This is a genomic window from Geodermatophilus africanus (assembly GCF_900107105.1).
GTDB classification, from domain to species: domain Bacteria; phylum Actinomycetota; class Actinomycetes; order Mycobacteriales; family Geodermatophilaceae; genus Geodermatophilus; species Geodermatophilus africanus.
This window is the reverse complement of the sequence record NZ_FNOT01000006.1, coordinates 170,403-187,766: the sequence shown is the minus strand read 5'-3', so window position 1 is coordinate 187,766 and position 17,364 is coordinate 170,403. Positions and strand designations below refer to the sequence as shown.

General features: G+C 71.6%; 13 protein-coding genes and 3 tRNA genes. 15 read left to right on the top strand and 1 reads right to left on the bottom strand.

Annotated features, from left to right (window positions below):
- Positions 1-37: 37 nt before the first annotated feature.
- The 6 genes from BLW63_RS13295 to BLW63_RS13270 all read left to right on the top strand — a co-directional run bounded on the left by BLW63_RS13295 (position 38) and on the right by BLW63_RS13270 (position 2,889).
- Positions 38-110: transfer RNA gene (locus tag BLW63_RS13295), tRNA-Thr, on the top strand.
- A gap of 60 nt (positions 111-170) precedes the next feature.
- Positions 171-244: transfer RNA gene (locus BLW63_RS13290), tRNA-Met, on the top strand.
- An 81-nt stretch (positions 245-325) separates the two neighbouring features.
- Positions 326-490 (top strand): 50S ribosomal protein L33, encoded by a 165-nt coding sequence (rpmG, locus tag BLW63_RS13285; protein WP_091156778.1) that lies wholly within the window; start codon positions 326-328, stop codon positions 488-490.
- A gap of 32 nt (positions 491-522) precedes the next feature.
- Positions 523-969 (top strand): FAS1-like dehydratase domain-containing protein, encoded by a 447-nt coding sequence (locus BLW63_RS13280; RefSeq protein ID WP_091156774.1) that lies wholly within the window; start codon positions 523-525, stop codon positions 967-969.
- A gap of 79 nt (positions 970-1,048) precedes the next feature.
- Positions 1,049-1,477, top strand: coding sequence for a MaoC family dehydratase (locus BLW63_RS13275; RefSeq protein ID WP_091156770.1), 429 nt, complete (start codon positions 1,049-1,051; stop codon positions 1,475-1,477).
- Complete coding sequence (locus BLW63_RS13270; RefSeq protein ID WP_244522550.1) at positions 1,474-2,889, top strand: M1 family aminopeptidase; 1,416 nt, start codon at positions 1,474-1,476, stop codon at positions 2,887-2,889. Before BLW63_RS13275 ends, BLW63_RS13270 begins: the two co-directional genes overlap by 4 nt.
- Positions 2,890-2,994: 105 nt before the next feature.
- Here the strand turns inward: BLW63_RS13270 and BLW63_RS13265 are convergent, their stop codons facing one another.
- Positions 2,995-4,251 (bottom strand): pyridoxal phosphate-dependent aminotransferase, encoded by a 1,257-nt coding sequence (locus BLW63_RS13265; protein WP_091156766.1) that lies wholly within the window; start codon positions 4,249-4,251, stop codon positions 2,995-2,997.
- A 288-nt stretch (positions 4,252-4,539) separates the two neighbouring features.
- On the opposite strand from BLW63_RS13265, the gene BLW63_RS13260 reads away from it, so the two are divergent.
- From BLW63_RS13260 to BLW63_RS13215, 9 genes are all read left to right on the top strand, one after another.
- Positions 4,540-4,612 (top strand) — tRNA-Trp (locus BLW63_RS13260).
- A gap of 108 nt (positions 4,613-4,720) precedes the next feature.
- The gene (secE, locus tag BLW63_RS13255; protein ID WP_244522549.1) at positions 4,721-5,257 is read left to right on the top strand and encodes a preprotein translocase subunit SecE; all 537 of its coding nucleotides are present in this window, start codon (positions 4,721-4,723) and stop codon (positions 5,255-5,257) included.
- A 39-nt stretch (positions 5,258-5,296) separates the two neighbouring features.
- Positions 5,297-6,187 (top strand): transcription termination/antitermination protein NusG, encoded by an 891-nt coding sequence (gene nusG / locus BLW63_RS13250; RefSeq protein WP_170856752.1) that lies wholly within the window; start codon positions 5,297-5,299, stop codon positions 6,185-6,187.
- A gap of 79 nt (positions 6,188-6,266) precedes the next feature.
- Positions 6,267-6,695, top strand: a complete 429-nt coding sequence (gene rplK, locus BLW63_RS13245; RefSeq protein WP_012950499.1) for a 50S ribosomal protein L11 — start codon at positions 6,267-6,269, stop codon at positions 6,693-6,695.
- Between the two features lie 154 nt (positions 6,696-6,849).
- On the top strand, positions 6,850-7,569 hold the full coding sequence (gene rplA / locus BLW63_RS13240; RefSeq protein WP_091156762.1) for a 50S ribosomal protein L1: 720 nt from the start codon (positions 6,850-6,852) through the stop codon (positions 7,567-7,569).
- Between the two features lie 471 nt (positions 7,570-8,040).
- Positions 8,041-8,664, top strand: coding sequence for a 50S ribosomal protein L10 (gene rplJ / locus BLW63_RS13235; protein ID WP_091156757.1), 624 nt, complete (start codon positions 8,041-8,043; stop codon positions 8,662-8,664).
- 17 nt (positions 8,665-8,681) lie between these two features.
- On the top strand, positions 8,682-9,077 hold the full coding sequence (gene rplL, locus BLW63_RS13230; RefSeq protein WP_091156753.1) for a 50S ribosomal protein L7/L12: 396 nt from the start codon (positions 8,682-8,684) through the stop codon (positions 9,075-9,077).
- Positions 9,078-9,686: 609 nt separating this feature from the next.
- Positions 9,687-13,196, top strand: a complete 3,510-nt coding sequence (gene rpoB, locus BLW63_RS13220; protein ID WP_091156746.1) for a DNA-directed RNA polymerase subunit beta — start codon at positions 9,687-9,689, stop codon at positions 13,194-13,196.
- Between the two features lie 99 nt (positions 13,197-13,295).
- Positions 13,296-17,201, top strand: a complete 3,906-nt coding sequence (locus BLW63_RS13215; RefSeq protein ID WP_091156743.1) for a DNA-directed RNA polymerase subunit beta' — start codon at positions 13,296-13,298, stop codon at positions 17,199-17,201.
- Positions 17,202-17,364 lie beyond the last annotated feature (163 nt).

Genomic DNA, 17,364 nt, shown 5'->3' with positions numbered 1-17,364 from the left:
GGAGGCGTCGGGTACAGTTCCTGGCGGCTCGAAGCCCGCCCCTTTAGCTCAGTCGGCAGAGCGTCTCCATGGTAAGGAGAAGGTCTACGGTTCGATTCCGTAAAGGGGCTCTGGAACAACACAGTGGCCGCTCGGCCCGGTCGCCGAGACCGGGTCGCACGGCCACGTCCGGCGGTGTAGCTCAGCCAGGCAGAGCAAGCGGCTCATAATCGCTGTGTCACCGGTTCAAATCCGGTCACCGCTACTCCCGACGGACCCCACCTGTGGGGTCCGTCGCCGTGTCCGGCGTCCGCCGGTCCCGGACCGACAAGGCGAGGAGCGCCCCGTGGCAGCCACCGACATCCGTCCGAAGATCACCCTGGCCTGCCAGGAGTGCAAGAGCCGGAACTACATCACCCGCAAGAACCGGCGCAACGACCCCGACCGGCTCGAGCTGAAGAAGTTCTGCCCCAAGGACCGCAAGCACACGGTGCACCGCGAGACGCGCTGACCCAGCGGTCCAGCGAGAGGGAGGGCGGGAGCATGGCGCTCGATCCGGCACTGGTCGGGCGCGGCTACCCGCCCTCCGCCGTCTACGAGGTCGGCCGGCAGAAGATCGCCGAGTTCGCCGACGCGATCGGTGCGCCCGACGCGGTGCACCGGGACGCCGATGCGGCCCGCGCGGCCGGGTACCCCGACGTGATCGCGCCGCCCACCTTCGCCATCGCCCTCACGCTGTCGGCGGCCGGCGTCGTCGTCGAGGACCCCGACGTCGCCCTGGACTACAGCCGCGTCGTCCACGGCGAGCAGCGCTTCACCCACCACCGGCCCATCCGCGCCGGTGACCGGCTGGTCGCCACGCCCACCATCGAGGCCGTGCGCAGCGTCGGCGGCAACGACCTGCTCACCACGCGGGTGGACGTCGCCACCGAGGACGGCGAACCGGTCTGCTCGGCCACCTCCATGCTCGTCGCCCGGGGGACCGCGTGAGCGGACAGGGGCGTGAGCATCGCAGCGAGCGCCAGCGAGCGAGGAGCGGAGCGGCCCCCGGGAGCGAACGGAGAGCATCGTGAGCCCCACGGTGCGGGCCGCCGACGTCGCCGTCGGCACCGAGCTGCCCGAGCAGACCTACCCGGTCACCCGCGCCGACCTGGTCCGCTACGCCGGTGCCTCCGGCGACTTCAACCCGATCCACTGGAACGAGCGGGTGGCCACCGAGGTCGGCCTGCCCGGCGTGATCGCGCACGGGATGCTCACCATGGCCCTGGCTGCGCGCGCCGTCACCGCCTGGGCCTGTGACCCGGGCGCACTGGTCGAGTACCACGTGCGGTTCGGCCGGCCGGTCGTCGTGCCCGACGACGGCACGGGCGCGCAGGTGACCGTCCGCGGGAAGGTGGGCGCGCTGGGCGAGGACGGCCGCGCCCGGGTCGACCTCACGGTCACCAGCGGCGGCGAGAAGGTGCTCTCGCTGGCCCGCGCCACCGTCCAGCTGGCGTGAGGTCGCGGCGGGCCGGGCTGCTGCTCGGTGCCGTCCTGCTGCTCCCCGCTTGTGGCACCTCCTTCGTCGACACCCTGGCCGCCGAGCGCTCACCCGCCCCGCAGCAGCCTCCCGCGACGCCGTCCGACGGCGACTGCGCCGGGCGCGCCGAGCCCGACCCCGACCGGCCCGTCGTCGAGCTCGACGTCCGGCTGGCCGACGACCTGCGCACCGTCACCGGCACCGAGACGGTCGTCTTCACGCCCGACCTGCCCACCGGCGAGCTGGTCTTCCGGCTGGTGCCCAACGGCCCCGACCCTGCCACCGCCGGCAACCGCCTGGTCGTGGACGCCGCGCGTGGGGACGACGTGGCCGGCAGCGGCTACGAGGACGCGGGAGCCGAGGATCCCGGGGGTCTGTACGTCGTCCGGCTGGCCGACCGGCTCGCCGCCGGCGAGGCGACCGAGGTGGCCCTCGACTTCACGCTCACGCTCGGCCAGGGCGGGTTCGAGCGGGTGGGTGCGGCCGGCGGCGTCTACTGGTGGGCCAGCGGCGCGCCGCTGCTGGCGTGGGAGCCCGGGGTCGGCTGGGCCCGCGACCCGTTCGTCGACCTCCCCGGCGAGACCGCGACCAGCCCTGCCGCCGACACCACCATCCGCGTCTCGGCGCCCGAGGCGCTCAGCGTCCTCATGACCGGCGACCAGGCCGAGCCCTCCGCGCCGCGGGACGGCCGCCGCACCTGGACGTCGGTCGAGCCGGTCGCCCGGGACGTCAGCGTCGCGGTGGGCGGGTTCGACACCGCGAGCGCCACCAGCGACGGCGGGGTCGAGGTGACGACCGGCGTGCTCCCCGGTGCGGACGTCCCGGCCCGCGAGCTCACCGCGTGGACGCTGGCGGCGATCGACGAGCTCGAGGCCCGATTCGGCCGCTTCCCGTACGCGACGCTCACCGTGCCGCTGCTGCCCGACGACGGAGGCGGCATCGAGTACCCCAGCTCGATCCTGCTGGCCGGAGCCGACCGGCTCGTGCTGGTGCACGAGGTCGCGCACATGTGGTTCTACGGGATGGTCGGCGACTCGCAGTTCCGCGACCCGTGGCTGGACGAGGCCTTCGCCACCTACGCCGAGTCGATCGTCTTCCCGGTGTCCGAGGAGACGGCGGGGCAGGCGCTGGACACCCCCGGCGAGGTCGGCGCGGGGATGGACGAGTTCGACACCGCCGGGGGCTACTTCCGCCGCGTGTACGCCAAGGGTGGCGCCGCGCTCCTGGCCGCCCGCGAGGCCGCCGGCGCCGAGGCGTTCGACGCCGCGCTGCGCTGCTACGTCGACGCCAACGCCTGGACGATCGCCACCCCGGACGACGTCGCCCGGGCGCTGCAGGACCTGCCGGCGGCACTCGACGTCCTCATCGAGGCGGGCGCCCTCGACGAGTGAAGGACCCCGTCCTCCTCACCGCTGGCGAGCTCGCGGTGAGCCTCTGGACGAGGCCGGCCCGGGACGGGGCCTCGCCGAGCCTGTGGACGAGGCCGGGGTCCGCGCTCAGCCGGCCGAGCCGAGGAGGCGCTGCATCCGGGTCACGCCCTCGACGAGGTCGTCGTCGCCCAGGGCGTAGGACATCCGCAGGTAGCCCGGCGTGCCGAAGGCCTCGCCGGGGACGACGGCGACCTCCGCCTCCTCGAGGACGATCTCGGCGAGCTGCACGCTGTCGGCCGCCGTCCGCCCACCGATCGGCCGGCCCAGCAGCGCCTTGACCGACGGGTAGACGTAGAACGCGCCGCGCGGCTCCGGGCAGGCGACCCCGGGGATCTCCCGCAGCATCGACACGATCGTGCGCCGCCGCCGGTCGAAGGCCTCCCGCATCGCGGCGGCGGCCGACAGGTCGCCGCTCAGCGCGGCGACCGCGGCCGCCTGCGACACGTTCGCCACGTTGGAGGTGGCGTGCGACTGCAGGTTGGTGGCGGCCTTGACGACGTCGGCCGGCCCCACCACCCAGCCGACCCGCCAGCCGGTCATCGCGTAGGTCTTCGCGACCCCGTTGACGACGACGCAGCGGTCGGTGAGCTCGGGGACGACGACCGGCATCGACGGCGCGGTCGCCCCGTCGTAGGTGAGGTGCTCGTAGATCTCGTCGGTGAGCACCCACAGGCCGTGCTCGTACGCCCAGCGGCCGATCTCCTCGACCAGCTCGGGCGGGTACACCGCGCCGGTCGGGTTGGACGGCGAGCAGAACAGCAGCACCTTGGTGCGCGGCGTCCGGGCGGCCTCGAGCTGGGCCACCGACACCAGGTAGCCGCTCTCCTCGTCGGCCACGACGGGCACCGGCACGCCGCCGGCCAGGGCGATCGCCTCGGGGTAGGTGGTCCAGTACGGGGCGGGCAGCAGGACCTCGTCGCCCGGGTCGAGCATCGTGGCGAAGGCCTCGTACACGGCCTGCTTGCCGCCGTTGGTCACCAGCACGTTGGCCGGGGTGACCTGCAGGCCCGAGTCGCGCGCGGTCTTGGCGACGATCGCCTCCTTGAGCGCCGGGAGCCCGCCGGCGGGGGTGTACCGGTGCATCGCGGGCTGACGGCAGGCGGCGACGGCGGCCTCGACGATGTAGTCCGGCGTCGGGAAGTCCGGCTCGCCGGCGCCGAAGCCGATCACCGGCTTGCCCGCGGCCTTGAGCGCCTTGGCCTTCGCGTCCACCGCCAGTGTCGCCGACTCGGTGATGGCGGCGATGCGGCGGGACACGCGCCGGTCGACGGGCGGCGGGCCGGGGGACGGGGCAGCGGACTCCGGGGGGGAGACGGCGGTCATGCCCCCATCATGTCGGAGGAGGTCACGGGCGGTCGCCTCCGATCCCGACCGGGACGTCGGTGGCCGCCGTCCGCGCCGGCACGGCGGCGCCCCTCACCCGGGATGTTGGTCGGCGCCCTCCGCGGTCCCGTACACTGGCTGCCCTGGGGCCCACTGACCCCGCCACCGGCGTGCCCCGGAACCCCTCGCGGGAACGGTGCCGACCGGAGCGGGCCACGCGGTCCCGGGCGGCCCCGTCCCGAGCCCCGCCCCGAGCGGGCGAGGGGTGGGTGAGGAGGGGGTCCTCCAAGGGGTGTAGCTCAATTGGCAGAGCAGCGGTCTCCAAAACCGCAGGCTGCAGGTTCAAGTCCTGTCACCCCTGCCCGTGCCGCCGGCCCCCACCGGTGACGTGCACGACCCGTACGACAGCACCACCACCGACCACCGGCCTGAGGACGACGGCCACCACCAGCGAGGCGAGCGAGGCGCAGTGAGCGACGAGAAGCCGGCACGCGAGGGCGACCCCCGCGCCGAGCCGACCGACGAGCAGCTCGACCGCGAGGCGCCGGGCGTCGACGACGCCGCAGAGCTGGAGGCCGCCGAGGCCGAGGTCGCCGCCGAGGCCGAGAGCGACGAGGACAAGGTCGTGGCCGCTCGGCCGACGGGCGCCCGCCGGGGTGGCCGGATCACCGCCGGGGACGACGAGGACGACGAGACGGCTCCCCGCTCCCGCCGGGCCGCCCGCGAGCGCACGCCGTCCCGTCCGGCCGGCCGGCACGCCGAGGGCGGGCCGACCCGGTCGCGGACCGCCGCGGAGCGCGACCGCGCCGCCGAGGCGCGGGAGCGCCGCAGCCTCCGGCGCTTCCTCCGCGAGGTCGTCGCCGAGCTGCGCAAGGTCATCTGGCCCGGACGTCGTGAGCTGATCACGTACACGACCGTCGTCATCGTGTTCGTGGCCTTCATCGTCGCGCTGGTGGCCGGCCTGGACCTCCTCTTCGCCCAGGGCGTGCTCGCCGTCTTCGGCTGAGCCCACCCGCGCCTGCACCACCGACAAGGAAGAGACACCGTGACCGACCCCCGCGAGCCCTTCGAGACCGACAGCGCGGTCGAGACAACCGAGCTCGACGACGACCGCTTCGACGTGCGCGGCACGACGGACGTCGAGACCGGCGCCGGCGAGACCGGCGCCGCTGAGGGCTCCGTCGACACCGCCGACCAGGACGCCCTCACCGGCGTGGCCGACGTGGTGCCCGAGGTCGAGAGCGGCGACCCCGACAGCCTGATCACCGACCCGCTGGCCGCCCCCGCGGCGTCCTCCGACCTCGACCAGGCCGAGGACGAGGAGGAGACCGACCCCGCCGAGGCGATGCGCAAGGTGCTGCGCAGCCAGTTCGGCGACTGGTACGTCATCCACTCGTACGCCGGCTACGAGAACAAGGTGAAGACCAACCTGGAGTCGCGCATCCAGTCGCTGGACATGGAGGACTACATCTTCCAGATCGAGGTGCCCACCGAGGAGGTCACCGAGATCAAGAACGGCAAGCGCACCCAGGTCAACCGCAAGAAGCTGCCCGGCTACCTGCTCGTCCGCATGGACCTCAACGACGAGTCCTGGGGCGCGGTGCGCAACACCCCCGGGGTCACCGGGTTCGTCGGGGCGACGTCGCGCCCCTCGCCGCTGAGCATCGACGAGGTCGTCGGCCTGCTCGCGCCCGCGGCCGGCCCGCAGACGACCCGCGCGGCGGAGACGACCAGCGCCGCCGCGGCCGCCGCACCGACCGCCGTCGTCGACTTCGAGGTCGGCGAGTCGGTCACCGTCATGGACGGCCCGTTCGCGACCCTCCCGGCCACGATCAACGAGATCAACGCCGAGCAGCAGAAGCTGCAGGTGCTGGTCTCCATCTTCGGCCGGGAGACGCCGGTCGAGCTCTCGTTCAACCAGGTCCAGAAGCTGTAGTAGAAGGGCCTCGGCCCTCGCTCCGCTCGGTCCGGGGCCCTGCACCGAGGCCGTTCCACCACCTCACCAGAAGGAAGTCATGCCCCCCAGGAAGCGGTTGACCGCGGTCATCAAGCTCCAGATCAACGCCGGTGCGGCCACTCCCGCGCCGCCCGTCGGTCCGGCGCTGGGCCAGCACGGCGTCAACATCATGGAGTTCTGCAAGGCGTACAACGCCGCCACGGAGTCGCAGCGCGGCAACGTGATCCCGGTCGAGATCTCGGTCTACGAGGACCGCTCGTTCACCTTCGTCACCAAGACGCCACCGGCGGCCCGCATGCTGCTCAAGGCGGCCGGCGTGGAGAAGGGCTCCGGCGAGCCGCACAAGACCAAGGTCGCCACCGTCACCCGCGACCAGGTCCGCGAGATCGCCCAGACCAAGATGGCCGACCTCAACGCCAACTCGCTCGACGAGGCGGAGAAGATCATCGCCGGCACCGCCCGGTCGATGGGCATCACCGTCCAGTAAAACAACGAGGACAAGCAACCCCTGTGGCCCCGCTGCAGGGACCCGCGCCGAGCTTGCGAGGTGTGGGGGGCAGCGGGGTCCTTCGTGGGAGGGCCACGCCAGGCCCGCACACCACACGACTCCCGGCCCAGGTGCCGGGGGAGAGGACACCACCATGGCGAAGCACGGCAAGAAGTACCGCGAGGCCGCGGCGAAGGTCGACCGCGACAACCTCTACACCCCGCTGCAGGCGGCCAACCTGGCCAAGGAGACGTCGCCGACGACCTACGACGCCACCGTCGAGGTGGCGATGCGCCTGGGCGTCGACCCGCGCAAGGCCGACCAGATGGTGCGCGGCACGGTCAACCTGCCGCACGGCACCGGCAAGACCGCCCGCGTCATCGTGTTCGCGACCGGCGACAAGGCCGCCGAGGCTGAGGCCGCCGGCGCCGACGTCGTCGGCTCGGACGACCTGATCGAGCGCATCCAGGGCGGCTTCCTGGACTTCGACGCCGCGATCGCCACCCCGGACCAGATGGCCAAGGTCGGCCGGATCGCGCGCATCCTCGGTCCCCGCGGCCTGATGCCGAACCCGAAGACCGGCACGGTGACCCCCGACGTCACCAAGGCGGTCAACGACATCAAGGGCGGGAAGATCAACTTCCGCGTCGACAAGCAGGCCAACCTGCACCTGGTGATCGGCAAGGCCTCGTTCGACGAGACCAAGCTGGTGGAGAACTACGCCGCGGCCCTCGACGAGGTGCTGCGCGCCAAGCCGGCCGCCGCCAAGGGCCGGTACCTGAAGAAGGTCACCATCTCCACCACCATGGGCCCGGGCATCCCGGTCGACCCGAACCGCACCCGCAACCTGACGGTGGACGAGACCACCGCCTGAAAGAGGACCCCCTCGCCCCCTCCGCTCGCTGACGCTCGCGGTGGAGCCCTGCGAGGGGGCCACCCACGGACGGTCCCGGGGCCCCGTCGCGCACTGCGCGACGGGGCCTCCTTCGTCTGCCAGGGCCGCCCTCCCCGGCGAGATCGCCGATCTCGCACGGTTCCGGCCTGCCGGGTGGGCGAGACCGCCGATCTCGCCGGGGTGAGGACGGCGACAGACGGCGACCTCGCCGCATGACGTATGCTCGTTCTCGTTCCCCCAAGACCGCTGGTCGTCGCACGTCCGCGTGCGATCGAAGGTCCCGGAGACCCGGGCGGCCCGCGCAGGAGGACGGTCCGATCGGCGCGGTGCCGTGTGCCCGCGTCCCTCGCCCCGTGCGCCTGCGCCGGGGCGTTCCTCGTCTCCGGGCCCGGTCGATCGCCCGCCGTCGTGCACCGGCCGGTGGTCCGCCCGACAGACGAGAGGAGGCCCATGCCCACGCAGGCGAAGGCCGCGGTGATCGACGAGATCACCGACCGGTTCCAGTCGTCCAGCGCGGCGGTGCTCACCGAGTACCGCGGGCTGACCGTGGCCCAGCTGACCCAGCTGCGCCGTTCCCTCGGTGAGGGCAGCAGCTACGCCGTCGTCAAGAACACCCTGACGAAGCGGGCCGCGGAGCAGGTCGGCCACGCCGACCTGGCGCCGCTGCTCAACGGCCCGACCGCGATCGCCTTCATCGAGGGCGACCCGGTCACCGCGGCCAAGGCCATCCGTGACTTCGCGCGCGCCAACCCGCTGCTCGTCGTCAAGGGCGGCGTGGTCGAGGGCCGCACGGTCGGCGCCGCCGAGGTCACCGCCCTCGCCGACGTCGAGCCGCGCGAGGTCCTGCTGGCCAAGCTGGCCGGCGCGATGCTGGGCAACCTGAGCAAGGCCGCGGGTCTGTTCCAGGCCCCGCTCTCGCAGGTCGCCCGGCTGGCCGCCGCGCTGCAGGAGAAGAAGCCCGCCGAGGGCGCCGACTCCGCCGCGGACGACACCGCTGCTGCTGCTGACACCACCACGGCCGCCCAGGCCACCGACGAATCGGCCGCTGCGGACGCCGCGGCCAGCACCGACTGACCCCAGAAGGAGAGATCATGGCCAAGCTGTCCACCGCGGAGCTGCTCGACGCGTTCAAGGAGATGACGCTGCTCGAGCTGTCCGAGTTCGTGAAGCAGTTCGAGGAGACCTTCGAGGTCACCGCTGCCGCCCCGGTCGCCGTCGCGGCCGCCCCGGCCGCCGGTGGTGCCGGCGACGGTGGCGCCCCCGCCGCCGAGGAGCAGGACGAGTTCGACGTCGTCCTCGAGAGCGCCGGCGACAAGAAGATCCAGGTCATCAAGGAGGTGCGCAGCCTGACCTCGCTCGGCCTCAAGGAGGCCAAGGACCTGGTCGACGGCGCGCCCAAGCCGGTCCTGGAGAAGGTCGACAAGGACGCCGCCGAGAAGGCCAAGGCCGCCCTCGAGGGCGCCGGCGCCACCGTCACCGTCAAGTGACCCCCTCCCCGGTCCGCTGACCGGGGAACGCGCCACCCGCACGACCCGCAGGGGCCGTCCTCAGCCGGAGGGCGGCCCCTGCGTCGTCCGTGCGTCCGCCGTCCGGGTGGCCCGGCGAGCGGGAGGTCCGCCGGCTGCTCGCCGAGGTCAGCGCCGGCCGTCGTCCGCGGTACCCGGGGGACCGGCGAGCCGACGCCGCGATCCACCGGCTGACGACGGACCCCTCGCACCTCCGGGCGGGACCCGGGGGAGTCCGCGCGGCGTGGCGGCCCCACGACCGCCCTTCGGCTGGCATCATGGTCGGGCCGTCACCGGACGGCCCGACCCCGGCCCCGCCGGCCGGCTGCTCCTCCCGGGTGTGGTCCCCGTCGCGTGCGGACCCCGACGTGGACAGCCCGCTCCAGCAGGGGTAGGGTTATCTGTTGCGCTGCCCCCTGACTTCCTGCCCGCCGAGACGGGTCGCCTGGGGTGCCCGGGGGACCGGTCCTCCGGACGCCCGTCGACCGTCCGGGCAGGACGAATGCGGACAGCCCCGCCATTACCGACGACGACCCAGGACGAACAAGCACCCACCGCCCGCACGTCGTGAGGTCCTTGGAAGGACGCATCTTGGCAGGCTCTCGCCCCACCAGCATCAACCCCGGCACCACTGAGTCAGGCACCACCGGCAAGATCCAGCAGGCCCCCCAGTCCGGCCCCCGCACCGGCGAGGCCGACCAGCAGAAGATCCCGGGCGCGCCGCTGCGCGTCTCGTTCGCCAAGATCTCCGAGCCGCTCGAGGTGCCGGACCTCCTGGCGCTGCAGACCGCCTCCTTCGACTGGCTCATCGGCAGCCCCGAGTGGCGGGCCACCCTCGCCCCCGAGGAGCAGGCCGACGCCGTCGGCGGCCTGGCCGAGATCCTCGAGGAGATCTCCCCGATCGAGGACTTCAGCGGCTCGATGTCGCTGTCCTTTTCCAACCCGCGCTTCGAGGACGTCAAGGCGTCCCTCGAGGAGTGCAAGGACAAGGACATGACCTACGCGGCGCCGCTGTTCGTCACCGCCGAGTTCATGAACAACACCACCGGCGAGATCAAGTCGCAGACGGTGTTCATGGGCGACTTCCCGATCATGACGAACAAGGGCACGTTCGTCATCAACGGGACCGAGCGCGTCGTGGTCTCCCAGCTCGTCCGCAGCCCGGGCGTCTACTTCGACAAGACGCTGGACAAGACCTCCGACAAGGACGTCTTCAGCGCCAAGGTCATCCCCAGCCGTGGTGCGTGGCTGGAGTTCGACGTCGACAAGCGCGACACCGTCGGCGTCCGCATCGACCGCAAGCGCCGCCAGCCGGTCACCGTGCTGCTCAAGGCGCTCGGCTGGACCGAGGACCGCATCCGCGAGCACTTCCAGTGGTCGCCCACGGTGCTGGCCACCCTCGAGAAGGACCACATCGCCGGTCAGGACGAGGCGCTGCTCGACATCTACCGCAAGCTGCGGCCGGGCGAGCCGCCGACGCGGGAGAGCGCCCAGGCGCTGCTGGAGAACCTGTTCTTCAACTCCAAGCGCTACGACCTGGCCAAGGTCGGCCGCTACAAGGTCAACAAGAAGCTCGGCGTCGACGTCCCCCAGGGCACGCTGACGCTGACCGAGGACGACATCGTCGCCACCATCGAGTACGTGGTGCGCCTGCACGCCGGCGAGCCCGAGCACGGTGTCGACGACATCGACCACTTCGGCAACCGGCGGCTGCGCACCGTCGGCGAGCTGATCCAAAACCAGATCCGGGTCGGCCTCTCCCGCATGGAGCGCGTCGTCCGCGAGCGGATGACGACCCAGGACGTCGAGGCGATCACGCCGCAGACCCTGATCAACATCCGGCCCGTCGTCGCCTCCATCAAGGAGTTCTTCGGCACCAGCCAGCTGTCCCAGTTCATGGACCAGACCAACCCGCTCGCGGGCCTGACCCACAAGCGCCGTCTCTCGGCGCTGGGCCCGGGTGGTCTGTCCCGTGAGCGGGCCGGCATGGAGGTCCGCGACGTGCACCCGAGCCACTACGGCCGGATGTGCCCGATCGAGACGCCGGAAGGCCCGAACATCGGCCTGATCGGTTCGCTGTCGGCCTACGGCCGGGTCAACCCGTTCGGCTTCATCGAGACGCCGTACCGCAAGGTCGAGAACGGTGTGGTCACCGACCAGATCGACTACCTGACCGCCGACGAGGAGGACCGCTTCGTCGTCGCCCAGGCCAACTCGCCGCTGGACGCCCAGGGCCGGTTCGCCGAGGAGCGCGTCCTCGTCCGCACCCATGGCAGCGAGGTCGACTACCTCTCGCCCGAGCAGGTCGACTACATGGACGTCTCCCCGCGGCAGATGACCTCGGTCGCGACGGCGATGATCCCGTTCCTCGAGCACGACGACGCCAACCGCGCGCTCATGGGCGCCAACATGCAGCGTCAGGCCGTCCCGCTGCTGCGCAGCGAGGCCCCGCTGGTCGGCACCGGCATGGAGCTGCGGGCCGCCGTCGACGCCGGCGACGTCGTCGTGGCGGAGAAGGCCGGTGTGGTCGAGGACTCCACCGCCGACTACGTCACCGTCATGGCCGACGACGGCACCCGGCAGACCTACCGGCTGCTGAAGTTCCGCCGCTCGAACCAGGGCACCTCGATCAACCAGTCCCCGGTGGTCGAGGAGGGGCAGCGCGTCGAGGTCGGCCAGGTCATCGCCGACGGCCCGTGCACCGACCAGGGCGAGATGGCGCTGGGCAAGAACCTGCTCGTCGCCTTCATGCCGTGGGAGGGCCACAACTACGAGGACGCGATCATCCTGTCGCAGCGCCTCGTGCAGGACGACGTCCTGTCCTCGATCCACATCGAGGAGTTCGAGGTCGACGCGCGTGACACCAAGCTCGGTGCCGAGGAGATCACCCGGGACATCCCGAACGTCTCCGAGGAGGTCCTCGCCGACCTCGACGAGCGCGGCATCATCCGCATCGGTGCCGAGGTCGTCCCCGGCGACATCCTCGTCGGCAAGGTCACGCCCAAGGGCGAGACCGAGCTGACCCCCGAGGAGCGGCTGCTGCGGGCCATCTTCGGCGAGAAGGCCCGCGAGGTCCGCGACACGTCGCTGAAGGTCAAGCACGGTGAGTCCGGCAAGGTCATCGGCGTCCGCGTGTTCTCGCGCGAGGACGGCGACGAGCTGCCCGCCGGCGTCAACGAGCTGATCCGGGTCTACGTCGCCCAGATGCGCAAGATCTCCGACGGTGACAAGCTCGCCGGCCGCCACGGCAACAAGGGCGTCATCGCGAAGATCCTGCCGCAGGAGGACATGCCGTTCCTCGAGGACGGCACCCCGGTCGACATCGTGCTCAACCCGCTGGGCGTCCCCGGCCGGATGAACGTCGGCCAGGTCCTGGAGACCCACCTCGGGTGGGTCGCCAAGTCCGGCTGGCAGGTCGAGGGCAGCCCGGGGTGGGCGACCAACCTGCCCGACGCCGCCCGCTCGGCCGCCCCGGGCACCCGGACGGCGACGCCGGTGTTCGACGGCGCCCGCGAGGAGGAGATCGTCGGCCTGCTCAGCTCGACGGTCCCGAACCGCGACGGCAACCGGATGGTGCAGCCCACCGGCAAGGCGCGGCTGTTCGACGGCCGCTCCGGGGAGCCCTTCCCCGAGGCGATCTCGGTGGGGTACGTCTACATCCTCAAGTTGCTGCACCTGGTCGACGACAAGATCCACGCTCGGTCGACCGGCCCCTACTCGATGATCACGCAGCAGCCGCTGGGTGGTAAGGCGCAGTTCGGTGGCCAGCGCTTCGGTGAGATGGAGTGCTGGGCGATGCAGGCCTACGGCGCGGCCTACGCGCTGCAGGAGCTGCTCACCATCAAGTCCGACGACATCCTCGGCCGCGTCAAGGTGTACGAGGCGATCGTCAAGGGCGAGAACATCCCCGAGCCGGGCATCCCGGAGTCGTTCAAGGTGTTGCTCAAGGAGCTGCAGTCGCTCTGCCTGAACGTGGAGGTCCTCTCCGGCGACGGCCAGGCGATCGAGCTGCGCGACACCGACGACGAGGTCTTCCGGGCCGCGGAGGAGCTGGGCATCGACCTGTCCCGCCGCGAGCCCTCCAGCGTCGAGGACGTCTGATCGGCCGCCGGCCGGCCCCGGTCACCGGGGCCGGCCGGCGCCCCCCACGACCATCAGCAAGAAGTGCAGTAACCGAGCCCCGGGAAAGGGGTCCACTCAGTGCTCGACGTCAACTTCTTCGACGAGCTCCGCATCGGTCTGGCCAGCGGCGACGACATCCGCCAGTGGTCGCACGGTGAGGTGAAGAAGCCCGAGACCATCAACTACCGCACCCTCCGCCCGGAGAAGGACGGTCTCTTCTGCGAGAAGATCTTCGGTCCCACCCGGGACTGGGAGTGCTACTGCGGCAAGTACAAGCGGGTCCGCTTCAAGGGCATCATCTGCGAGCGCTGCGGCGTCGAGGTCACCCGCGCCAAGGTGCGCCGTGAGCGGATGGGCCACATCGAGCTGGCCGCGCCGGTCACCCACATCTGGTTCTTCAAGGGCGTCCCCTCGCGCCTGGGCTACCTGCTCGACCTGGCGCCCAAGGACCTCGAGAAGATCATCTACTTCGCTGCCTACCTGATCACCTCGGTCGACGACGAGACGCGCCACCGCGACCTCCCGACCATCGAGGCCGAGATCAGCGCGGAGAAGCACAACCTCGAGAGCCGCCGCGACGCCGACGTGGAGGCCCGCCAGCAGAAGCTGGAGGCCGACCTCGCCGAGCTCGAGGCCGAGGGTGCCAAGTCCGACGTCCGCCGCAAGGTGCGCGAGGGCGGCGAGCGCGAGATGCGCCAGCTGCGCGACCGCGCCCAGCGCGAGATCGACCGCCTCGAGGAGGTGCTCGACACCTTCCGCAAGCTCGAGGTCAAGCAGCTCATCGCCGACGAGGGCCTCTACCGCGAGCTGCGCGACCGCTTCGGTGAGTACTTCGAGGGCGGCATGGGTGCCGCGGCGCTGCAGAAGCTGCTCACCGACTTCGACCTCGACGCCGAGGCCGCCTCGCTGCGCGAGACCATCCGCAGCGGCAAGGGCCAGCGCAAGCTGCGGGCCCTCAAGCGGCTCAAGGTCGTCGCGGCGTTCCAGCAGACGCGCAACTCGCCCATGGGCATGGTGCTCGACTGCGTGCCGGTCATCCCGCCGGACCTGCGCCCGATGGTGCAGCTCGACGGTGGGCGCTTCGCGACCAGCGACATGAACGACCTGTACCGCCGCGTGATCAACCGGAACAACCGGCTCAAGCGGCTGCTCGACCTCGGCGCTCCCGAGATCATCGTGAACAACGAGAAGCGGATGCTGCAGGAGTCCGTGGACGCGCTGTTCGACAACGGCCGCCGCGGCCGGCCGGTCACCGGCCCGGGCAACCGCCCGCTCAAGTCGCTGTCGGACCTGCTCAAGGGCAAGCAGGGCCGGTTCCGCCAGAACCTGCTCGGCAAGCGCGTCGACTACTCCGGCCGCTCGGTCATCGTCGTCGGCCCGCAGCTGAAGCTGCACCAGTGCGGCCTGCCCAAGCAGATGGCGCTGGAGCTGTTCAAGCCCTTCGTCATGAAGCGGCTGGTCGACCTCAACCACGCGCAGAACATCAAGTCCGCCAAGCGGATGGTGGAGCGCGCGCGGCCGGTCGTCTGGGACGTGCTCGAGGAGGTCATCACCGAGCACCCGGTGCTGCTGAACCGCGCACCGACGCTGCACCGCCTCGGCATCCAGGCCTTCGAGCCGCAGCTGGTCGAGGGCAAGGCCATCCAGATCCACCCGCTGGTCTGCACCGCGTTCAACGCGGACTTCGACGGTGACCAGATGGCGGTGCACCTGCCGCTGTCGGCCGAGGCGCAGGCCGAGGCCCGCATCCTGATGCTGTCGAGCAACAACATCCTGAGCCCGGCCGACGGTCGCCCGATCACCGCGCCGACCCAGGACATGGTGCTGGGCCTGTACCACCTGACCACCCTGGTGCCGAGCCAGCACGAGGCCGACGGCGGCCGGCCGGCCGCCTACGGCTCGACCGCCGAGGCGATCATGGCCTTCGACAAGGGTGCGCTGGGTCTGCAGGAGCGGGCGCTGATCCGCCTCGACGAGGTGTTCGGCGTCGACAACGGCAAGGTCAACCCCGCGTGGGAGCAGCCCGCGGACTGGGCTCCGGGCGCCCCGGCGCTGGTCGAGACCAGCCTGGGCCGGGTGCTGTTCAACGAGGCCCTGCCCGAGGACTACCGCTTCGTCAACTACCAGGTGCCGAAGAAGGAGCTCGGGGCGATCGTCAACGACCTCGCCGAGCGCTACCCCAAGGTGCAGGTCGCGGCGACGCTGGACGCCCTCAAGTCGGCCGGCTTCCGCTGGGCCACCCGCTCGGGCGTCACGATCGCCATCGACGACGTCGTCACCCCACCGGCCAAGCAGGAGATCCTCGACCGGCACGAGGCCGAGGCCCGGCAGATCGAGCGCCAGTACGAGCGCGGTGTCATCACCGACGCCGAGCGTCGTGGCGAGCTGATCGAGATTTGGACCCGCGCGCGGGCCGAGGTCAGCCAGGCGATGGTGGACAACTTCCCGACCACCAACCCGGTCTGGGTCATGGTCAACTCGGGTGCCCGAGGCAACATGATGCAGATCAGCCAGATCGCCGGCATGCGTGGTCTGGTCGCGAACCCGAAGGGCGAGATCATCCCCCGGCCGATCAAGGCCAACTTCCGGGAGGGTCTGTCCGTGCTGGAGTACTTCATCTCCACGCACGGTGCCCGCAAGGGTCTGGCCGACACGGCGCTGCGCACCGCGGACTCCGGGTACCTCACCCGCCGGCTGGTCGACGTCTCCCAGGACGTCATCATCCGCGAGGAGGACTGCGGCACCGAGCGCGGCGTGTTCATGCCGATCGCCACCGCGGTGGACGGCGTGCTCACCCGTGACCCGCACGCGGAGACCAGCGTCTACGCCCGTGCGCTGGCCACCGACGTGACGGCCGAGGACGGCACGCTGATCGCCCAGGCCGGGTCGGACCTCGGCGACGTGCTGATCAGTCAGCTGGTCGAGGCCGGCGTCTCGGAGGTCAAGGTCCGCTGCGTCCTGACCTGCGAGTCGCTGCTCGGCACCTGCGCCACCTGTTACGGCCGGTCGCTGGCGACCGGCAAGCTGGTGGACGTCGGCGAGGCGGTCGGCATCATCGCCGCCCAGTCGATCGGTGAGCCCGGCACCCAGCTGACGATGCGCACCTTCCACACCGGTGGCGTCGCGGGTGAGGACATCACCCACGGTCTGCCGCGTGTGGTGGAGCTCTTCGAGGCCCGTGTCCCCAAGGGCAAGGCCCCGATCGCCGAGCTGGCCGGCACCGTCCGCATCGAGGACGGCGAGCAGTTCCGCAAGCTCACGATCACCCCGGACGACGGCTCCGACGAGGTCGTCTACGACAAGCTGTCGCGCCGGTCGCGGCTGCGGGTCGAGGACGGCGCCCACGTCGAGGTCGGCGAGCAGCTCACCGAGGGTGCGGTGGACCCGCACGAGGTGCTGCGGATCATGGGCCCGCGCGAGGTGCAGCTGCACCTGGTGCGCGAGGTCCAGGAGGTCTACCGCAGCCAGGGCGTGTCGATCCACGACAAGCACATCGAGGTGATCATCCGCCAGATGCTCAAGCGGGTAACCATCATCGACTCGGGCGCCACGGAGTTCCTGCCCGGTGCCCTGGTCGAGCGGACGCTGTTCGAGACCGAGAACCGTCGGGTCGTCGCCGAGGGCAACGAGCCGGCCTCGGCCCGCCCGGTGCTCATGGGCATCACCAAGGCCTCGCTCGCGACCGAGTCGTGGCTGTCGGCCGCCTCCTTCCAGGAGACGACCAAGGTGTTGACCGACGCCGCCATCCAGGGGAAGAGCGACAGCCTGCTCGGCCTCAAGGAGAACGTGATCATCGGGAAGCTGATCCCGGCCGGCACCGGCATCAGCCGCTACCGGAACATCACGGTCGAGCCGACCGAGGAGGCCCGCGCCGCCGTCTACACGATGGCCGGGTACGACGACGGGCAGTACTACAGCCCGGACGTCTTCGGTCAGGGCAGCGGCGAGGCCGTGCGCCTGGAGGAGTACGACTGGCGGGGTTGAGGAAGGACCTCCCTTCCCCCACCGCTCGGACGCTCGCGGTGGGCCCCTGAGGGAGGCCGTTCCAGCAACGTGAGGAGGGCCCCGCAGGCACGCCGCCTGCGGGGCCCTCTCGCATCCGGTGACGGGTCAGCGTCAGCCGGGATCTGCTGGGGAGCCGGGGTGG